This window comes from Symbiopectobacterium sp. RP (assembly GCF_050472005.1).
GTDB lineage: Bacteria > Pseudomonadota > Gammaproteobacteria > Enterobacterales > Enterobacteriaceae > Symbiopectobacterium.
Genome location: NZ_JBGOGS010000001.1, coordinates 2,456,192 through 2,474,499, shown reverse-complemented (window position 1 = coordinate 2,474,499; position 18,308 = coordinate 2,456,192). Strand labels below are relative to the sequence as shown.

General features: G+C 50.8%; 11 protein-coding genes and 9 pseudogenes. 9 read left to right on the top strand and 11 right to left on the bottom strand.

Features of this window, described 5'->3' with window-relative positions:
• Nucleotides 1–103: 103 nt before the first annotated feature.
• The gene (locus ACD630_RS16430; protein WP_430359685.1) at nucleotides 104–571 is read right to left on the bottom strand and encodes an NUDIX hydrolase; all 468 of its coding nucleotides are present in this window, start codon (nucleotides 569–571) and stop codon (nucleotides 104–106) included.
• Nucleotides 564–893 (bottom strand): annotated as a pseudogene (locus tag ACD630_RS16425) (23S rRNA pseudouridylate synthase); the annotation flags it as partial. The gene ACD630_RS16430 and the pseudogene ACD630_RS16425, both read right to left, overlap by 8 nt.
• Nucleotides 894–934: 41 nt before the next feature.
• Between ACD630_RS16425 and ACD630_RS16420 the strand changes: the two are divergent.
• Complete coding sequence (locus tag ACD630_RS16420; RefSeq protein ID WP_430359684.1) at nucleotides 935–1,336, top strand: hypothetical protein; 402 nt, start codon at nucleotides 935–937, stop codon at nucleotides 1,334–1,336.
• A gap of 14 nt (nucleotides 1,337–1,350) precedes the next feature.
• On the opposite strand, the pseudogene ACD630_RS16415 reads toward ACD630_RS16420, so the two are convergent.
• Nucleotides 1,351–1,623, bottom strand: a pseudogene (locus tag ACD630_RS16415) (23S rRNA pseudouridylate synthase); the annotation flags it as partial.
• A gap of 131 nt (nucleotides 1,624–1,754) precedes the next feature.
• On the opposite strand from ACD630_RS16415, the gene icd reads away from it, so the two are divergent.
• Entirely contained in the window at nucleotides 1,755–3,008 is a 1,254-nt protein-coding gene (gene icd, locus ACD630_RS16410; RefSeq protein ID WP_430359683.1) for an NADP-dependent isocitrate dehydrogenase, read from the top strand.
• A gap of 117 nt (nucleotides 3,009–3,125) precedes the next feature.
• Here icd and ACD630_RS16405 read toward each other — a convergent pair.
• Nucleotides 3,126–3,269 (bottom strand): annotated as a pseudogene (locus ACD630_RS16405) (hypothetical protein); the annotation flags it as partial.
• 88 nt (nucleotides 3,270–3,357) lie between these two features.
• Nucleotides 3,358–3,849 (bottom strand): annotated as a pseudogene (locus tag ACD630_RS16400) (transposase); the annotation flags it as partial.
• A gap of 52 nt (nucleotides 3,850–3,901) precedes the next feature.
• Here ACD630_RS16400 and ACD630_RS16395 point away from each other — a divergent pair.
• The gene (locus ACD630_RS16395; protein WP_430359682.1) at nucleotides 3,902–4,054 is read left to right on the top strand and encodes a hypothetical protein; all 153 of its coding nucleotides are present in this window, start codon (nucleotides 3,902–3,904) and stop codon (nucleotides 4,052–4,054) included.
• 5 nt (nucleotides 4,055–4,059) lie between these two features.
• Here ACD630_RS16395 and sohB read toward each other — a convergent pair whose 3' ends face one another.
• Nucleotides 4,060–5,106, bottom strand: a complete 1,047-nt coding sequence (gene sohB / locus ACD630_RS16390) for a protease SohB (protein WP_430359681.1) — start codon at nucleotides 5,104–5,106, stop codon at nucleotides 4,060–4,062.
• 315 nt (nucleotides 5,107–5,421) lie between these two features.
• Here sohB and ACD630_RS16385 point away from each other — a divergent pair, with 315 nt between their 5' ends.
• The 3 genes and pseudogenes from ACD630_RS16385 to ACD630_RS16375 all read left to right on the top strand — a co-directional run bounded on the left by ACD630_RS16385 (nucleotide 5,422) and on the right by ACD630_RS16375 (nucleotide 7,903).
• Nucleotides 5,422–6,195 (top strand): YciK family oxidoreductase, encoded by a 774-nt coding sequence (locus ACD630_RS16385; RefSeq protein ID WP_430359680.1) that lies wholly within the window; start codon nucleotides 5,422–5,424, stop codon nucleotides 6,193–6,195.
• A 2-nt stretch (nucleotides 6,196–6,197) separates the two neighbouring features.
• Nucleotides 6,198–6,639: pseudogene (locus ACD630_RS16380) on the top strand (cob(I)yrinic acid a,c-diamide adenosyltransferase); the annotation flags it as partial.
• Between the two features lie 57 nt (nucleotides 6,640–6,696).
• Nucleotides 6,697–7,903, top strand: a pseudogene (locus ACD630_RS16375) (IS256 family transposase).
• A 22-nt stretch (nucleotides 7,904–7,925) separates the two neighbouring features.
• Here ACD630_RS16375 and ACD630_RS16370 read toward each other — a convergent pair.
• Nucleotides 7,926–8,051 (bottom strand): hypothetical protein, encoded by a 126-nt coding sequence (locus tag ACD630_RS16370; protein WP_430359679.1) that lies wholly within the window; start codon nucleotides 8,049–8,051, stop codon nucleotides 7,926–7,928.
• A gap of 513 nt (nucleotides 8,052–8,564) precedes the next feature.
• Between ACD630_RS16370 and topA the strand changes: the two genes are divergently transcribed.
• Together topA and ACD630_RS16360 are read left to right on the top strand one after the other, a co-directional pair.
• Nucleotides 8,565–11,156 (top strand): type I DNA topoisomerase, encoded by a 2,592-nt coding sequence (topA, locus tag ACD630_RS16365; RefSeq protein ID WP_430359678.1) that lies wholly within the window; start codon nucleotides 8,565–8,567, stop codon nucleotides 11,154–11,156.
• A 210-nt stretch (nucleotides 11,157–11,366) separates the two neighbouring features.
• A pseudogene (locus ACD630_RS16360) lies at nucleotides 11,367–12,406 on the top strand (IS481 family transposase).
• Nucleotides 12,407–12,465: 59 nt separating this feature from the next.
• Here the strand turns inward: ACD630_RS16360 and ACD630_RS16355 are convergent.
• Nucleotides 12,466–13,834, bottom strand: a pseudogene (locus tag ACD630_RS16355) (type I restriction enzyme subunit R domain-containing protein); the annotation flags it as partial.
• A gap of 41 nt (nucleotides 13,835–13,875) precedes the next feature.
• Between ACD630_RS16355 and ACD630_RS16350 the strand changes: the two are divergent.
• The gene (locus tag ACD630_RS16350; protein WP_430359677.1) at nucleotides 13,876–14,100 is read left to right on the top strand and encodes a transposase; all 225 of its coding nucleotides are present in this window, start codon (nucleotides 13,876–13,878) and stop codon (nucleotides 14,098–14,100) included.
• Here ACD630_RS16350 and ACD630_RS16345 read toward each other — a convergent pair.
• From ACD630_RS16345 to ACD630_RS16335, 3 genes and pseudogenes are all read right to left on the bottom strand, one after another.
• Nucleotides 14,075–15,709: pseudogene (locus tag ACD630_RS16345) on the bottom strand (type I restriction endonuclease); the annotation flags it as partial. The gene ACD630_RS16350 and the pseudogene ACD630_RS16345 sit on opposite strands and share 26 nt — an antisense overlap.
• Nucleotides 15,710–15,712: 3 nt before the next feature.
• A complete protein-coding gene (locus tag ACD630_RS16340; protein WP_430360144.1) occupies nucleotides 15,713–16,381 on the bottom strand; it encodes a hypothetical protein in 669 nt (222 codons plus the stop codon).
• Nucleotides 16,378–18,111, bottom strand: a complete 1,734-nt coding sequence (locus tag ACD630_RS16335) for a type I restriction-modification system subunit M (RefSeq protein WP_430359676.1) — start codon at nucleotides 18,109–18,111, stop codon at nucleotides 16,378–16,380. Before ACD630_RS16335 ends, ACD630_RS16340 begins: the two co-directional genes overlap by 4 nt.
• Between the last annotated feature and the right edge of the window lie 197 nt (nucleotides 18,112–18,308).

The following is an 18,308-nucleotide window of genomic DNA, read 5'->3' as shown; positions in this document are numbered from 1 at the left end:
CGTCTCACGAACTGAAGTGTTGACACGCAGCTTAAGGGACTTCAACGCGTCAGCATGAAAAACAAGCGACATATTTTATCATGATGTTGCCAGGGCTGCATGGCTAATCCTGCGCATTGGGCATTTCAAAAGGCCAGTTAAAGGCTCCCAGCAAGCTGAGGGGATAGCGTTCTGTCGTCTGATAGCAGCGAATACTTTCTGCCACCAGCGGCGATCGCAGCTGTGTGGAATGCAGAATTTCCTCGGCGCTGAGCCAGTGACAGCAACTGATATCGCTGTCATGTGGGGTGGTTGGAAGTCTTGCAGGGAGATCAATGGAGAAGCAAAAACGCAGAAACGGGGTTTGGTCGGGGGCAATCCATTGGTGAAGACGTAAAAAAGCCTGCGGTGCTGCATTGATGCCGGTTTCTTCCCACAGTTCACGTCGAGCCGCCTGTATCAATGTTTCGTTGGCCTCAAGGTGCCCTGCGGGCTGGTTCCAGGTTGCTTTACCGCGAATCTCTTCTTCAACGATTAAAAAATGGTTTTCAGCCTGTACCACACAGGCCACGGTAATATGCGGTTTAAACATCGAGAATCTCTCTCCAGGTGCCAGGCGATAAATGATCCAGTGTCTGATTGGCCATACCGTAGCGTATTAAGCGTAGGGTTGGATAGCCTATGTGCGCTGTCATGCGACGAACCTGACGGTTTCGCCCCTCATACAGCGTGATTTTTAGCAAACTGTCTGAAACGGTTTTTCTTTCGCGAATTGCTGGCACACGTGCCCATAGCCACTCTGGGGGAGCAAAAATTTCTGCACCTACAGGCAATGTCTTGCCATCTTTCAACTGTAAACCACTACGAAATTGCTACAAATCTGCCTCTGTCGGGGTGCCTTCTACCTGAACATATAGCCAAACGACTTAAAAATGATTACATCCAATGCCCTGATATGTGGCAAAAAAATACAGCCAATTGTTATCAAAATAATGTCTCTTGGCTATATTACTGGCGCTGGGGTATTGAATCCTTTTTTAAGCTGCTGAAAGGTGCCGGTCATGATGTAGAAAAATGGCTTCAGCGCAGTGCTGGTGCCCTGCTACGCAGGTTATTGATAGCTAGCATGGCATGTGTGCTGGTATGGCGGCTGCAACGCGCTGAAGGAGACGACAATGCGGCAGCCCGTCAGTTAATTTGCCGATTATCCGGACGACAACAAAAACGAGGGCGTAAAGAAAGCACCCCAGCGCTGCTTGCCGGACTATCCATCCTGCTAAATACCTTGACGTTATTAGCAGACTATACCCCGGAAGAACTTGCCCACTTCGCTATGGTGGTTTTTAACCCTTTATGATGTGTAGATACCTATGGTTGAGTGAGTCGGGCTTGCAGTTTTCCGTCATTAGTGAGAATCATTAGACCCTCTCTATCACGATCCAACCGCCCTGCGGCATAAATATCTGGAAAAGGGATATAGTCTTTCAGGGTGGTGCGGCCTGCTTCATCGGTAAACTGCGGAAGCACGTCAAAAGGTTTGTTGAACAGAACGATGCGGCGCGGTGCAGTGGAAACCGCGCGTTTACGCGAAATTTTCGAGCTGAATCGCTTAAGATTTTGATTTTTAACCGAGAATTTATTCATCATCTTTATGTCCAAGAGTTACGAAGGCATTATACTCGAAATGGTTTGCGATTGGCGCGGGCAAAATATTCAAGTAGTATTGACGCGTATCTTACAAATCATTAACAAAATTGCGCTCGAAGGAGAGGTTAATGGAAAGCAAAGTAGTTGTACCAACAGACGGACAAAAAATCACTGTTGATGCCCAAGGTAAGCTGAACGTTCCTAATAATCCGATCATCCCCTTTATCGAAGGCGACGGTATCGGCGTGGATGTGACTCCTGCGATGATCAATGTTGTTAATGCCGCAGTGAAAAAAGCTTATGACGGCAAACGCGCTATCTCATGGATGGAAATCTACACCGGTGAAAAATCCACCCAAATGTATGGCAGCGACGTCTTGTTGCCGGAAGAGACGCTGGATTTGATTCGTGATTACCGTGTCGCTATCAAAGGCCCATTGACTACGCCTGTCGGCGGCGGTATCCGTTCTCTGAACGTTGCTTTGCGTCAACAACTGGATCTCTATATCTGCTTGCGGCCGGTTCGTTATTATGAAGGTACACCAAGCCCGGTTAAACAGCCTGAGCTGACTGACATGGTGATCTTCCGTGAAAACTCCGAAGACATTTATGCGGGTATAGAGTGGAAAGCCGGTACCGCTGAAGCAGACAAGGTAATCAAATTCCTGCGTGACGAGATGGGGGTGAGCAAGATCCGCTTCCCGCAACAGTGCGGTATTGGTATCAAGCCATGCTCTGAAGAGGGTACAAAGCGTCTGGTGCGTGCCGCTATTGAGTACGCCATCGTCAACGATCGTGAATCTGTGACGTTGGTCCACAAGGGCAACATCATGAAATTCACAGAAGGCGCGTTTAAGGACTGGGGCTACCAACTGGCACGCGACGAATTCGGCGGTGAGCTGATCGACGGTGGAGCGTGGGTTAAAATCAAGAACCCGAACAGCGGCAAAGACATTATCATCAAAGATGTGATTGCCGATGCGTTCCTGCAACAGATTCTGCTGCGTCCAGCGGAGTACGACGTTATCGCTTGTATGAACCTGAACGGTGACTACATTTCCGATGCGTTGGCTGCTCAGGTCGGCGGTATCGGTATCGCGCCCGGTGCCAACATTGGTGATGAATGCGCGCTTTTCGAAGCGACGCACGGTACAGCGCCAAAATATGCCAGTCAGGATAAAGTGAATCCCGGTTCAGTGATTCTTTCCGCGGAAATGATGCTGCGTCATATGCACTGGTTCGAGGCGGCCGACCTGATTGTTAAGGGTATGGAAGGCGCAATCAAGAACAAGACGGTGACCTACGATTTCGAACGTCAGCTGGAAGGTGCTAATCTGCGGAAATGTAGTGAGTTTGCTCAAGACATTATCGACAATATGTAATTGTATTATTACGATAAAGATCGGCGGTGGCGCTTTGCTGCCGCTGACTTTTAACATTGAAAAATCATTCAGTAAAATCCCAGAAAAACGCCTCAGTAATATAGATTAAAATATCACCTACGTGATAATCACCTTTAAACCCGACTTAACCTGAATTGTTAACCAATCTTTACCGCGATCGTCGTTATAGGCATCGGTTTGATGCTGTGATTTATGCCCTAACAAATGCCGCGTATCGACATCACCTTGTTCACGGTATAGCCAAGCGACATTATTTTGATAACAATTAGCTGTATTTTTTTACCACATATCAGGGCATTGGCTGTAATCATTTTTAAGTCGGTTGGCTATAAACAATGGGATAAACCGCATCCAAGGGGCGATTTTGCCATTCAACAACCTGCTCCATAACGGCATCGGTGACCTTCGATACCAGGGCGGGTGAGACATCCGCGTCATACAGTTCTTTGAACGCAGCGGCAATTTCGCGGGTGGTCATCCCTTTGGCATACAACGATAAAATCTGGTTATCCATCCCGGTGAGCCGGGTCTGGTTCTTCTTCACCAGTTGCGCTTCAAAGGAATCATCACGATCACGTGGTGTACGCAGTTCCAGCAGACCATCGCCGGTGGTAACAGTCTTTGTGGAGTAGCTATTGCGCGTGTTAGTTCCAGATTTGAACTGGTGCTTCTCATGCCCGAGGTGATGGGTCATTTCAGCATTAAGGGCAGCTTCAACGCTGATCTTTTTCAGCAGGCGATCAAACTGGTTGAGAGCGTCAGGGGTTTTGAGATTTTTGGCCAGCTCTTTAACCAGAACCTGTAACTGTTTTTCGTCCATAAAGTAACCTGCTTTTGATGTTGGATTGAACATATAGCCAACCGACTTAAAAATGATTACAGCCAATGCCCTGATATGTGGCAAAAAAATACAGCTAATTGTTATCAAAATAATGTCGCTTGGCTATATCAAAATCAGGCAATTACACAATTACACAATTACACAATCTCGTGTACAGGGCTGTACAGGCTCCGCACAAGGTTAAACGCATCAAACGAACGGGTGGCTGCCCCGCTGCCACCAACGCAGCAGCAGACGCTCAGCGGAGTCACCCGCGTTCCCCATGATTTTATCCAGCAGGCGCTTGCGACGCGTATAGCGCACACTCAACACCTCATGCGTGGTTATTTCCTGAATCAGTAAATCGTCGCTGGTGCCTATTGCATCGACCAGCCCTAACGTTTGCGCCTGCGTGCCAAACCAATGTTCTCCCGTAGCGGTTTTATCGATATCCAGCGTGGGTCGCATCTCTTTGACAAACTGCTTAAACAGACCGTGAGTCACGTTCAGCTCTTCACGGAATTTTTCACGCCCCTGCTCCGTATTCTCACCAAACAGCGTCAGGGTGCGCTTATATTCACCGGCAGTATGCAATTCCACATCGATATCATTGTTTTTCAGCAACCGATTGAAGTTGGGGATCTGAGCCGCTACCCCAATAGAGCCGATGATGGCAAACGGAGCCGCGACAATACGATCGGCCACACACGCCATCATGTATCCACCACTGGCAGCAACCTTGTCCACCGCAACGGTCAAGCGAATGCCGCCATCGCGCAGGCGTTGCAGCTGAGAAGCGGCCAATCCATAACCGTGCACCACGCCGCCGGGGCTTTCCAGACGTAACAGCACTTCATCCTGCGACGTAGCCACCGCCAGCACCGCCGAGACTTCTTCACGCAGCGCAGAGACTTCACCTGCGTCCATGCTGCCGTTAAAGTCCAATACGTAAAGACGTGGTTTCACCACTTTCTCATCACCGCGTTTGGTGCGCAGTTTCTCTTCTTTAGCGGCAGCTTTGTCCTCTTTTTTCTTCCGCTTCGCGACCAGTTTGCGTTCCGCATCACTCATACAGGTGTCACGCATTTCATTTTGCATTTCGCGATACTGTTCGCCCAGATTTATCAGCTGCAACTCCCCTTTGCGCGGGCGTTTTCGCTGCGTGACACCAAAGGTCAACACGATCAGTGCACCAATGGCCAGCACTATCGTGACTACTTTTGCCAGAAATAAGCCGTACTGAGAAAGCAATTCCACAAATACCGTCCCTCGTTTACTGAGTCATATCATGACGCCGCCGATGTTTACCTGCGCAGTTGACTGCGACACACCACACCATCATACCGCTCGTCTTACGCCACTCCACAGTTTTCATCAAACCGACGCTAGAGCAAAAAGACAGCCTAACGTATGGCGTGAAATATGGCGATGTTATTCATGGGTTTTTTACACCTGTTGCTGTTTTTTACCGCAGTGGCCTAAGAATGCGCACGACGCGCATTGAATTCACCGACACATTGAGGCATAACTGCCGTTACGTCTTATGGTTTTCGGCGTATAGAGGAAAGTACTGTGCATTATCAACCTATGAATGACCTTCTTAAACACCGCTTAATTCTGGTCACCGGCGCGGGCGATGGTATTGGGCGCGAAGCCGCGCTCACTTACGCGCACTACGGTGCCCGGTTGATCCTGCTGGGTCGCAGCGAGCATAAATTACAGGATGTGCAAGCAGAAATCCTGCATGAAACCGGGACATCATCGCTGGTTGTGCCCTGCGATTTATTAACAATCACCGCCCAGACGTGCGCTGCGCTGGCGGCTGGCCTAGAAAAACAGATATCACACCTTGATGGCGTACTGCATAACGCGGGGTTGCTCGGGGATATCATACCGATTGCCGAACAGGATCCGGCGACCTGGCATCAAGTCATGCAAGTTAACGTGAATGCCACCTTTATGCTGACGCAGGCGCTGTTACCCCTGTTGCTAAAAGCCGCCAGCCCCTCTCTGGTGTTCACCAGTTCCAGCGTGGGGCGCGTGGGCCGCGCGGAATGGGGAGCCTATGCGGTTTCCAAATTCGCCACAGAAGGGCTTATGCAGGTCTTGGCCGACGAGTATCGTAACCAGCATTTGCGCGTCAACTGTATCAATCCAGGAGGGACGCGCACTTCAATGCGTGTCAGCGCGTTCCCGGATGAAGATCCCCTACGCCTCAAAACCCCGGCTGATATTATGCCGCTCTACCTTTATTTGATGGGCGATGACAGCAAACGCAAAACCGGCATGAGTTTTGACGCGCAGCCGGGAAGAAAACCCGGCCCTGCGGTATTAAGGGAGCCCTGACAATGGATAACGATCGCCACAAGCAGCGCCAGCAAAAACTGAAACAACGGGTTGACGAACGCATTGCCGCGGCCAACGAGGTGCGTGGCATCCTGATGGTTTTCACCGGCAACGGCAAGAGTAAAACCACGGCGGCGTTTGGCACCGCAACACGCTCGGTGGGACACGGCCTGCGCGTTGGCGTAATTCAATTTACCAAGGGTGAATGGCCCAACGGCGAGCGTAACCTGCTCGCCGATCGCGGCGTTGAGTTTCAGGTGATGGCGACCGGGTTTACCTAGGATACGCAGGATCGCACAGGCGATACGCTGGCAGCACGGCAAACGCATGTTGTCCGATGCTACGCTCGATCTGGTGATCTTGGATGAGTTGACCTACATGGTGAGCTACGACTACTTGGCGCAGGAAGATGTAGTGACCGGATTACAAGAGCCTGTACACGAGATTGTGTAATTGCCTGATTTTGATATGTTCAATCCAACATCAAAAGCAGGTTACTTTATGGACGAAAAACAGTTACAGGCTCTGGCTAACGAGCTGGCCAAAAATCTCAAAATCCCTGACGCTCTCAACCAGTTTTCGCCTGCTGAAAAAGATCAGCGTTGAAGCTGCCCTTAATGCTGAAATGACCCATCACCTCGGGCATGAGAAGCACCAGTCCAAATCTGGAACTAACACGCGCAATAGCTACTCCACAAAGACTGTTACCAGCGGCGATGGTCCGCTGGAACTGCGTACACCACGTGATCGTGATGGTTCCTTTGAACCGCAACTGGTGAAGAAGAACCAGACCCGGCTCACCGGGATGGATAACCAGATTTTATCGTTGTATGCCAAAGGGATGACCACCCGCGAAATTGCCGCTGCGTTCAAAGAACTGTATGACGCGGATGTCTCACCCGCCCTGGTATCGAAGGTCACCGATGCCGTTATGGAGCAAGTTGTTGAATGGCAAAATCGCCCCCTGGATGCGGTTTATCCCATTGTTTACCTTGACTGTATCGTTCTGAAAGTCCGGCAGGACAGCCGCGTTATCAATAAGTCTGTGTTCCTGGCGCTGGGTATCAATATCGAAGGCCAGAAAGAGCTACTGGGGATGTGGCTGGCCGAAAATGAAGGCGCAAAGTTCTGGCTGAACGTGCTGACAGAACTGAAAAACCGTGGCCTGACCGACATCCTCATTGCCTGTGTGGACGGCCTGAAAGGGTTCCCGGATGCCATCAACACGGTCTACCCGGAAGCCCGCATCCAGTTGTGCATCGTGCACATGGCACGCAACAGTCTGCGCTTCGTTGTCTGGAAGGACTATAAGGCGGTAACACGCGACCTCAAAGCAGTGTATCAGGCTCCAACCGAAGAGGCCGCGCTTCAGGCGCTGGAGACGTTCGGTGGGACATGGGATCACCGCTATCCGCAGATAAGCCGGAGCTGGCAGTCAAACTGGGCCAACCTGTCGACATTCTTCTCGTACCCGCAGGAACTTCGCAAGGTAATCTACACGACGAACGCTATAGAATCACTGAACAGCGTGCTCCGGCATGCAATCAAGAAACGCAAGGTGTTCCCGACTGATGACTCGGTGAAGAAGGTTGTATGGCTGGCAATCCAAGGGGCATCACAGAAATGGACGATGCCCTTACAGGACTGGCGTATGGCAATGAGTCGCTTTATTATCGAGTTCGGTGACCGCCTTGACGGTCACTTCTGAGGAAAGGCATTTACACAAAATCTTAAACAGGCTCATAGTCATCGTGGTTCTGAATCAGGCGATTAGCCTGTTCCAAGAGCGTCTGGCGGTCGATCAGGGTTCTCGCTGTGGCGCTGTTCTCTTCGGCCATAGTCACGTTGTCTGACATAGTGTTACTCCTGCTGAAACTCATAGCACTATTCTAACGCTACCCCAACGGCATCCGCTTGTGCTTTTTTGCGCTTTTTTTATGAACCTTTGAAAACAGGTTGATAAGACGACGTAATTTTTCTGAAGACTACGCCGCTGCCAGCCGATAACGATGAGCAGTAGAGGTTGGCGAAAACCGCGTTTCCATGCTAATTAGGTTGCGTGGCGGCACTTATCAGGTAGAGTGTGGGATTTTGTATCGTTAAGCGGAAAAAATTCTTTACGGTGTTGCAGCAGCATAAGCGGCACCGCGGGCAGTTAACCGTCATTACAGCAAAAAAACGTGGATTGTCATGTGGTTATGGAATGGTTTATTGACCGTTACGTACTCTTGAATCTCCACGTACTGAAGCTGGGAAGTACGCGAACAGGCGTAGCGGTAGAGAATAAATGACGTATATGCCCCTTGAAAAAGGGACCAGACGCCCTCAACAACACGTTAATATGAAGCATTCGGTAGGTAACAATACATATGGGTAAAGCTCTCGTCATAGTTGAGTCCCCGGCCAAAGCCAAAACAATCAACAAATATCTGGGCAATGACTACGTGGTGAAATCGAGCGTCGGTCATGTGCGTGATTTGCCGACCAGCGGTTCTGCGGCGGCGAAGAAGAGCGCTGAGCCTGGCAAAGTGAAAAAAGCCGGCAAAAAAGATGAGCGCACCGCGCTGGTCAATCGTATGGGGGTCGATCCGTACCACGGCTGGCAGGCCGATTACGAAATACTGCCCGGCAAAGAGAAAGTGGTCTCTGAACTGAAAACGCTGGCGGCCAATGCCGACCACGTGTATCTCGCAACCGACCTTGACCGCGAAGGGGAAGCCATTGCCTGGCACCTGCGGGAAATCATTGGGGGTGATGAAGGCCGTTTCAGCCGCGTGGTGTTTAACGAAATCACTAAGAATGCGATCACTCAGGCGTTTGAAAAACCAGATAAATTAAATATCGACAGGGTCAATGCGCAGCAAGCGCGGCGTTTTATGGACCGTGTCGTGGGCTACATGGTTTCTCCGCTGTTGTGGAAAAAAATCGCCCGAGGGCTTTCTGCTGGTCGCGTGCAGTCCGTTGCGGTACGTCTGGTGGTAGAGCGCGAACGCGAAATCAAGGCCTTTATCCCAGAAGAATACTGGGAACTGCATGCGGATTTGTTGTCATCGAGTGCCGCATTGCAAATGCAGGTGACGCACTTTGATGGCAGGCCGTTCAAGCCGGTTAATAAAGCGCAAACAGCGGCGGCGGTCAGCGTGCTGGAGACTGCTCGTTATGTGGTCGCGGAGCGCGAGGACAAGCCCACCAGCAGCAAACCGGTGGCACCTTTCATCACCTCCACGCTGCAACAGGCGGCAAGTACCCGTTTGGGGTTTGGCGTTAAAAAAACCATGATGATGGCGCAGCGCTTGTACGAAGCGGGCTACATCACCTACATGCGTACTGATTCTACCAACTTGAGTCAGGATGCGCTGACCATGGCGCGCGATTATATTGCGTCCAACTTTGGTAACACTTACCTGCCGGAGAGCGCGAATCTCTACAGCAGTAAAGAAAACTCTCAGGAAGCGCATGAAGCGATTCGTCCCTCAGATGTTGCCGTTCTGGCGGATGCGTTGAAGGATATGGAAGCTGATGCGCAGAAACTCTACCAGTTGATCTGGCGTCAATTTGTGGCCTGCCAAATGACATCGGCCAAATATGACTCTACAACACTGTTGGTGAACGCGGAAGGCTATCAATTACGCGCCAAAGGACGCACCCTGCGTTTTGATGGCTGGACCAAAGTAATGCCGGCGCTGCGTAAAGGTGATGAAGACTGTACGCTACCGACCGTTGAGGTAGGGGAAGTGACGTCCCTGGATAAACTGCTGCCGAGCCAGCATTTTACCAAACCACCTGCCCGCTACAGCGATGCCTCGCTGGTAAAAGAGTTGGAAAAACGCGGTATCGGTCGTCCATCCACTTACGCCTCTATCATTTCAACCATTCAGGATCGTGGCTATGTGCGGGTGGAAAACCGCCGTTTCTACGCGGAAAAAATGGGTGAAATTGTCACTGATCGTCTGGAAGAAAACTTCCGCGAGTTGATGAACTACGATTTTACTGCGCACATGGAAAGTAGCCTCGATCAGGTCGCCAACAATCAGGCGGAGTGGAAAGGGGTGCTGGATGAGTTTTTTGCCGAATTCAGCCAGCAGTTGGAAAAAGCGGAAATGGATCCGGATGCGGGAGGAATGCGACCCAATGCCATGGTGCTGACCACCATCGATTGCCCCACCTGTGGACGCAAGATGGGGATCCGTACCGCCAGCACCGGCGTGTTCCTCGGCTGTTCCGGCTATGCATTGACGCCAAAAGAGCGCTGCAAGACCACCATCAACCTGATCCCTGAAGCCGAAGTATTAAACGTGCTGGAAGGGGATGAGGCTGAAACCAATGCGCTGCGTGCTCGCCGTCGTTGCGGCAAGTGCGGTACGGCGATGGACAGCTACCTGATCGATAACCAGCGCAAGTTGCACGTGTGCGGTAATAACCCGGCATGTGATGGCTATGAGATCGAAAACGGTGAGTTTCGTATCAAGGGGTACGACGGTCCGGTAGTGGAATGCGACAAATGTGGTTCCGATATGCACCTGAAAATGGGGCGTTTTGGCAAGTACATGGCCTGCACTAACGAAATCTGTACCAATACCCGCAAGATTTTGCGCAATGGTGAAGTTGCACCGCCGAAGGAAGATCCGGTTCCCTTACCCGAACTGCCGTGCGAAAAATCCGATGCCTATTTCGTGCTGCGTGACGGTGCGGCAGGAGTGTTCCTGGCTGCTAATACCTTCCCTAAATCGCGTGAAACCCGTGCACCGTTAGTGGAGGAGTTGGTGCGATTCCGCGATCGCCTGCCGGAAAAACTGCGCTATCTGGCTGACGCGGCGGTGGAAGATACCGAAGGCAACAAAGCAGTGGTACGCTTTAGTCGTAAAACCAAGCAGCAATACGTTGCTTCGGAGAAAAACGGTAAGGCGACAGGGTGGTCTGCATTCTATATAGACGGTAAGTGGACCTCTGAGAAAAAATAATTCGCTGCTAGGTGAATAAAAGCCAGCATTTGGGGCTGGCTTTTTTGATCTGGGTAGGAAGATAGCGATCTAGGTGAGAGGATCGCGCCGCCGTGCGCTAGAATGAGCTGTATTAGTCGCGACTAGATCTGACACTGGACCTTGAAAGGTTGAGAGTTACCGGTTTTGATATGGGTGTCTAATCCTTAAACAAAACGCGAGGTAACTCTCATGCTTCATACTAACAATCCCATTATCAAACACAAAGCCGGCCTGCTCAATCTCGCCGAAGAACTTGGTAACGTATCAAAAGCCTGCAAGAGCATGGGCGTGTCACGCGATACATTTTACCGTTATCAGGAACTGGCTGCTGAAGGCGGCATTGATGCGCTGGTTAACCAGAACCGCCGGGTTCCGAACCTGCAGAACCGCGCCGACGAAGCCACTGAACGCGCGGTTGTTGATTATGCTATTGAGTTCCCGCCCCATGGGCAGCACCGGACCAGTAATGAGCTGCGTAAAAAAGGCGTATTTATCTCCGGCAGCGGCGTGCGCTCCATCTGGCAACGACACGACCTGGAGAACTTCCGTAAACGCCTGAAGGCGCTTGAGGAAAAGGTCGCCAGAGAGGCATTGTCCTTACCGACGCTCAAATCGCAGCCCTGGAGAAGAAGGCGCACGATGATGAGGCCTGTGGTGAAATCGAGACGGCACATCCCGGGTATCTGGGCTCGCAGGACACCTTCTACGTGGGCAATCTGAAGGGGGTGGGCCGTATCTACCAGCAGACGTTCGTGGATACGTACTCGAAAGTGGCGCACTGCAAGCTGTATACGAATAAAACACCGCTCACCGCCGCCGACCTGCTCAATGATCGTGTACTCCCGTTCTACGAGGCTCAGGGACTGCCGGTGCTGAGAATACTGACCGACAGGGGTACGGAGTACTGTGGTAAAGTGGAGCAGCATGATTATCAGCTTTATCTGGCTATCAACGATATCGAGCATACGAAAACGAAGGCGATGTCTCCGCAGACGAACGGCATCTGCGAGCGCTTCCATAAAACCATTTTGCAGGATTTTTATCAGGTTACGTTCGGCAAGAAGTTATATGGAGACCTGGAAAGCCTGCAGGTAGATCTGGAGAACTGGTTGTGGCATTACAATAATGAGCGAACTCATCAGGGAAAAATGTGCTGCGGGCGTACGCCGATGGCCACTTTACTCGATGGAAAACGGATCTGGGCAGAAAAGAATCTGAACCAGATGTAATCTGACAGACACTTGTATAAATAATCGGTAACTGTCAGATCAGGTCTGAGCTAGTACAGATTAACGAATGCGATCTGATCTTGGATGGGAGTTGCCTCACCAAACAGACTGTTAAGCCGATCAATAATCTCTTTGACGAATTTCGGCTTGTCACCTGCCGCGCCGCCACCGCCTGCCCCTGCCGGTTGCAGTACCGGGATTTCACCTTCGTCCTCTGCATCGCCCCGGCGGGCATTAATATCAAATCCAGTGAGCACCAGACCCGTCAAGTCCACTGTTTCCGGGCCTTCGTGCAGCAGACGTTTTTGCAGTAGCTTGGCGAAGGCAGCGAAGTTCTCCAGTTCTGGATCACCAAAATCAATCAGTTGGGCGATATAGGAGTAAGTGCGGCAGAAGCGCCCCAAGTCCGACCTGAAACCCATGAGCGTCTTGATTTGTTCGGCGTATTCATCTTGATGATGGTCAGCCGACCTCATGCCTGCTTCATCTTCCCTGGAGTGAGCCTTCTCAAAGGCGGCCTCCCACTTTGCCATGGCATCGCGAAGCATTTTCATCTTGTCGTTGTACAAGGTCGTTGCCCCACTGGTGGCAGCGTGCAGCGCCTTATGCTGTGGCGATTTTGTATGGGTAATATCGCGGATGGTCTTGAATCTGGCTTCCTTGAACGCAGCCAGATCCTTCTCGTCATACAGACTATGCTCGTCCAAGCGCTCTTTGATTTCATAGACCACGTTGAGGTCCTGCACTTCGTCAATATGTGCACCCTGATCATACGTCTCAAAGGCTTTACGCACATTGTCCGGGTCGTTCACAAAATCGATGATAAAGATTTCATCCTTGCCTGGTGCCATCCGGTTCAGGCGGGCGAAGGTCTGCACGATTTCCACATGGTTGGCGATCTTCTTATCGACATACATCGCGACCAGCTTTGGCTGGTCAAAGCCAGTCTGGAATTTATCCGCTACCAGCATCACTCGGTATTCATTGCGGTCAAAGGCAAAACGCAAATCCTGCCCCTGCACGTCCGGGTTCATGCTTTGCTCGGTGAACTCCTCATTTTCATCGACGATAAATACATCGTCTTTGAACTCACCATCATCCTGGTGCATAACCTGCTTGCCAGTCATCTTGCCGGAGAAGGCCACCATTGAGTGGATAAAGCCGTATTCGCTGTGTTGTTCGATATAGCGGTCAAAAGCCTTTTTGTAGCGAATTGCAGCGGCGCGGGAGCTGGTCACCACCATCGCTTTAGCTTTGCCATCCAGCCGGTGCGCGACGTTCTTGGTGAAGTGCTCAATGATGAACTGCACCGTTGGTGGGATGCAATGACATCCACTGCGCCAGAGCACGTTTAGCCGCTTTACCGCTCACACGTTTACTGTCCTCAATCTGTTTTGAGAGGTTAAAGGTGGTTTTGTAGGGTACATATAGCCAACCGACTTAAAAATGATTACAGCCAATGCCCTGATATGTGGCAAAAAAATACAGCTAATTGTTATCAAAATAATGTCGCTTGGCTATATTTGCCTACATATTCGCCAAATCTTAACCCAATTGAGCATAAATGGGCACAAGCAAAAAGCAAAAAGCAAAAAAAGAGAGAGTGGTTGCGATACAGAGATTTTGTTCTCAGTCCATATGGTGTAATCAAAATTAAGTCGCTTGGCTATAGCCTTTCAGCACATCCAAGATGAATTTCTCCTCGATAGCCTGGCGCATGGTGTACTTGTGGAAGGCTTGTGGTGGATTGTCGTCCAAGGCGGGCTGGCTTGGGTCTTCCGGGCGACCAAACAGCATCAGGGTGGAATGTTTCGGCGTGCCGGTAAAGGCAAAGTAGCTGATATTATCCGGGCGGGCACGGGATTTTTGTAGTTGCTCCAGAAGCTCATCCACCGTCATGGTGGACATCTTACCTTGACCACTCAATCCCAGCGCAGCTTGCAGTTTGGCAGCAGTGGAGCCGGTTTGCGAGTTATGCGCCTCATCGATGATCACCGCAAAGTTTTTCCCCTTCAGGGTGTTGTCGGTGATGATGGCTTCCATCGCGTAAGGGAAAGTCTGGAGCGTGACCACCACAATCGGGGTGCCAGACAGCAGGGCTTCTGAAAGCTGCTTACTTTTGGATTTGGAAGATTTCTGACGGTCAATGGCGGCAATCACACCGAACTGATGATCGATCTGTTTCACTGCATCCTGAAGCTGACCATCCAGCACATTACGGTCGGTGACGATGATGACACTGTTGAACATCGCATCACCGTTGTCCTCACGCAGTTTCACCAGATCATGCGCAGTCCAGGAAATGGTGCTGGTTTTACCAGAGCCAGCGCTATGGTCACATAGGTAGGTCATACCGGCCCCGTTCTCACGGGCATCGGCCAGCATCTCGTTGACTGCAGTCCACTGGTGGAAGCGCGGGAAAACCAGTGTCTCTTTCTTCGACCAATTGCCCTGAATATCCACCACATCCTTTTTATCCACATAGACAAAACTGTGGAAGATACGCAGCCAAGAATCCGGTTGGCAGACAGCCTCCCAAAAGTAGGCTATCGGGTATTCCTGGGTGTCATCAGGCTTGATATCTCCGGGCGGGTTCCCCGCATGGACAGCACCGCTTTCGTCTTTACGCCCCTTGTTAAACGGCAAGAAGAGGGTGTTTTCTCCATCCAGCTTGGTCGCCATCATGATTTCAGAATCTGACATGGCGAAATGCACCACCGCGCCGCGCTTGAAAGTCAGCAATGGCTCCTTGCGCTTGGTTTTGGGGTCATAGGGCAGACAATCATTGCGGTACTGGTCCATGGCCGCTTCACAGGACTGGGTAAAGTCAGTCTTCAGCTCCACCGTGGCCACCGGCAGGCCATTGATAAACAGTACCAGGTCAATCGCAAACTCACGTGCCGGATGATACTTCAACTCAGGCACCACTCGCAGGATATTAGCATGATAGCGCTTGATCACCGCTTCATTACGTTTGTCTTCCGGAGCGGCTTCAGTCATTTCAATCAGACCGCAACCGGCAATCGAAAAGCCCTGGCGCAGTACCTGTACCGTGCCTTGCCTCTCCAGCGCCTTGGAGAGACGCTCCAGCAGCACATCCAGGGTCTTGGTTCCATTAAGCCGTTCCAGCTTTCCCCATTTATCTTGCTGGCCGCTGTGCTTGATCCAGTTTTTCAGATCCTCGGGATACACTGCCCGTTCAGTGTCATAAAACCTGGATTCTCCCAGTTTCCAACCCTGTTCAACCAGCCGTCCGATGATGTAGTGCTGGAAGTGCTTTTCTTGATGTGCTGATGATCCCATTTATTATTCTCCTCGCAAATCAATCTGACCGGTAACTGCGGCTGTGATAAAGGCGGCCCAGCGTTCTTTGAGCAAGGTGATACTTTGTTCCGCCTTGCCAATCAGCGCATCAATACGAGCGGTTTCGCGGTCGAGGGTGGCAGAGATGATGGCTTGTTCGTCTGGTGATGGGATGACACTTTTGAGCTTAACTAAGGCAGAAGCATTTATTGCCGGATAGCTCAGCCCCTCAGAATGAGCCTCAATAGCCTGGACAATAAGTTCGTTAAGAATCATCCATTTAAGGAAGGGTTGTTCCAACTTGCGGGCACGAAGAACGGCAAATCCTGTTGAGAACACAGAATCAGCATACTCATCAGTAACTGCGGCAACTGCCTTCAAGTATGTCCTTACGGTGGAAACGACTACATCCCCAGTAGATGCCTTGCGTCTGGCTCTGGACGGAGCATCTGCAAAAGCCATTTCCGTAGCTTGCTTGATGCCCTCCAAATATCCTACGGACGATATATCGACGTAACTAATGCGCGTTGTTCCAGTGGTTGAATCTGACAAAGCATCATCATTGACTGAGGTTACTCGGCAAATGGGCTTCACCTCCCAATGCTCCGGCACCTGCCCAATCCACTCAACGCCAGAATCCTTATACGCAGGATACGTTTTGTACTGGCTCATTCGCTCGCCACCTCTGCCAGTAGTGCGGCTATCTCGGCTTCTACCTGCTTCAGCTCGTCGTCAATATCGTGCAGCTTGCGCGGTGGCTCATACTGGTAGAAGAAGCGGTTGAAATTGATCTCGTAGCCGACGCGGCCCAACAGACCATCTCTGGCATCGGTAAAACTCTCGTCCAGATAGGCGTCCGGCACATAGGGCAGCACTTCGCGGGTAAAGTAGTCGTCGATATCTTCCAGATAGGGAACGTTTTCGTAATCGGTCAAATCCGTATCCGGCACAAGTTCGCCGTTGGCATCCGTAACCGGCTCGGCTTCTGGGTCTTTATGCCCAAAGGCGGTGATCAAGGCGGTGATAAGGGTCTTGGTTGCCTTTACCTTGAGCGCCTTTGCCTTATCGGACTTTGCAGCATCTTTAGCAAAGGTTTCAGCCCAGTTGTAATCCTTGGTTTGTCCTGATAACGGCTTGATTGCATCCAACCAGAAGGATTGATGAGCGGACGACAGCTTCAGCCACGTAGAATCAGATACCAGTCGGTCAAGCCCTTCTTGGTCCAAAATCAACTTCATTCGCAATGGGCGCAGCACCTTGATACGGCGATAACCAAAAGTCCGGTAATCCAGCATTTTGGAGAGTTTGTCGGTTTCTCCAGCAGCATACATATCTAGGATCTGGCAGCGCTGATCATCGCTCACGATTCGGCGTTTGTTGCCTTCATTCTTAATGGAAGTCCAGAGACTGGTGGCGTTGATCAGCTGCACCTTCTCTTTGCGCTGCTCCAATTTTTTATTGGACAGTATCCAGAGATAAGTGGCGATATTGGTGCGGAAGAACAAGTCTGTCGGCAAAGCTATAATAGTTTCAACTAGATCATTCTCCAGCAACCAGCGGCGGATTTCCGATTCACCGGAAGCGGCACCACCATTAAATAGTGGCGAACCCGACAACACGATAGCCGCACGTCCACCGCCATTGGCAGGCAGTTCCAGCTTGCTGGCCAAGTGCATCAAAAACAACATGGAGCTGTCGCTGATCTTCGGCAGACCCGGCCCTAAGCGGCCCAGCTCGCCTTTTTCGTGTTCATCCTCAACGGCTTTTTTATCTTTCTCCCATTTCTTTCCGAAAGGCGGATTGGACAAGCAGTAGTGGAAGCGCTCACCGGCAAACTGATCGTTGGAGAGCGTGCTGCCTTGGCGAATGTTCTTGGACAGGTCGCGCCCAGGATCAAACTCTAGGCGGCGGATCAGGTGTTCATAGATATTGCTCATCACCCGGTCTGGCAGTACGTCAGGATGCAGGTCGATCTTGGCGAAGTTCTGGAAAATCTTGTACAGCAGCCCAGCCTTCTCCAGTCGGATCACAGTATTGCCGAATTCGAATTCCTCGAAAATAGCCCGAGCATTATCCGAAAACAAGGCTAGATAGTCTTCCAGATTGCGGCGAGTCTTGCTGTTACCCAGCGTAGCGAGTGAGTATTCAGAGGTGTTGTAGAAGGGGTAAATGGCCGTCGAGCGCAGTACGGTATCCAGTTCGATATCAGAATCCTTGAAGAGGCTATAAGCATCCCTAACCGCCTCGCGAGTCGGCTCCAGCTCACACTCTAAACGACGCAGCAAGGTAAACGGCAAGATGATCTTGCGAAAGTCTGTATGCTTGAAGTCACCCCACAGGTCTTCTGCATTCTTCCAAATAAAGTCAGCTTGTAAAGCTGCTGATCCCGTAAAGTCGTTCATTCTGGCCTCCAACCATCTTTTGCACGAAACGGTACTATGGTCTAAAGGTGATCGTCAACCATGTTTTGCACAAAAGAGTATGAATTCCATTACCAGATTAAATCTGCGATCCTACCTCAGAATGCAAATAGCCAATAGTTATATACCCGTGATCATTGAAGATGCTTGATTTTACGTGGTAAGAAGATCATGCTCAC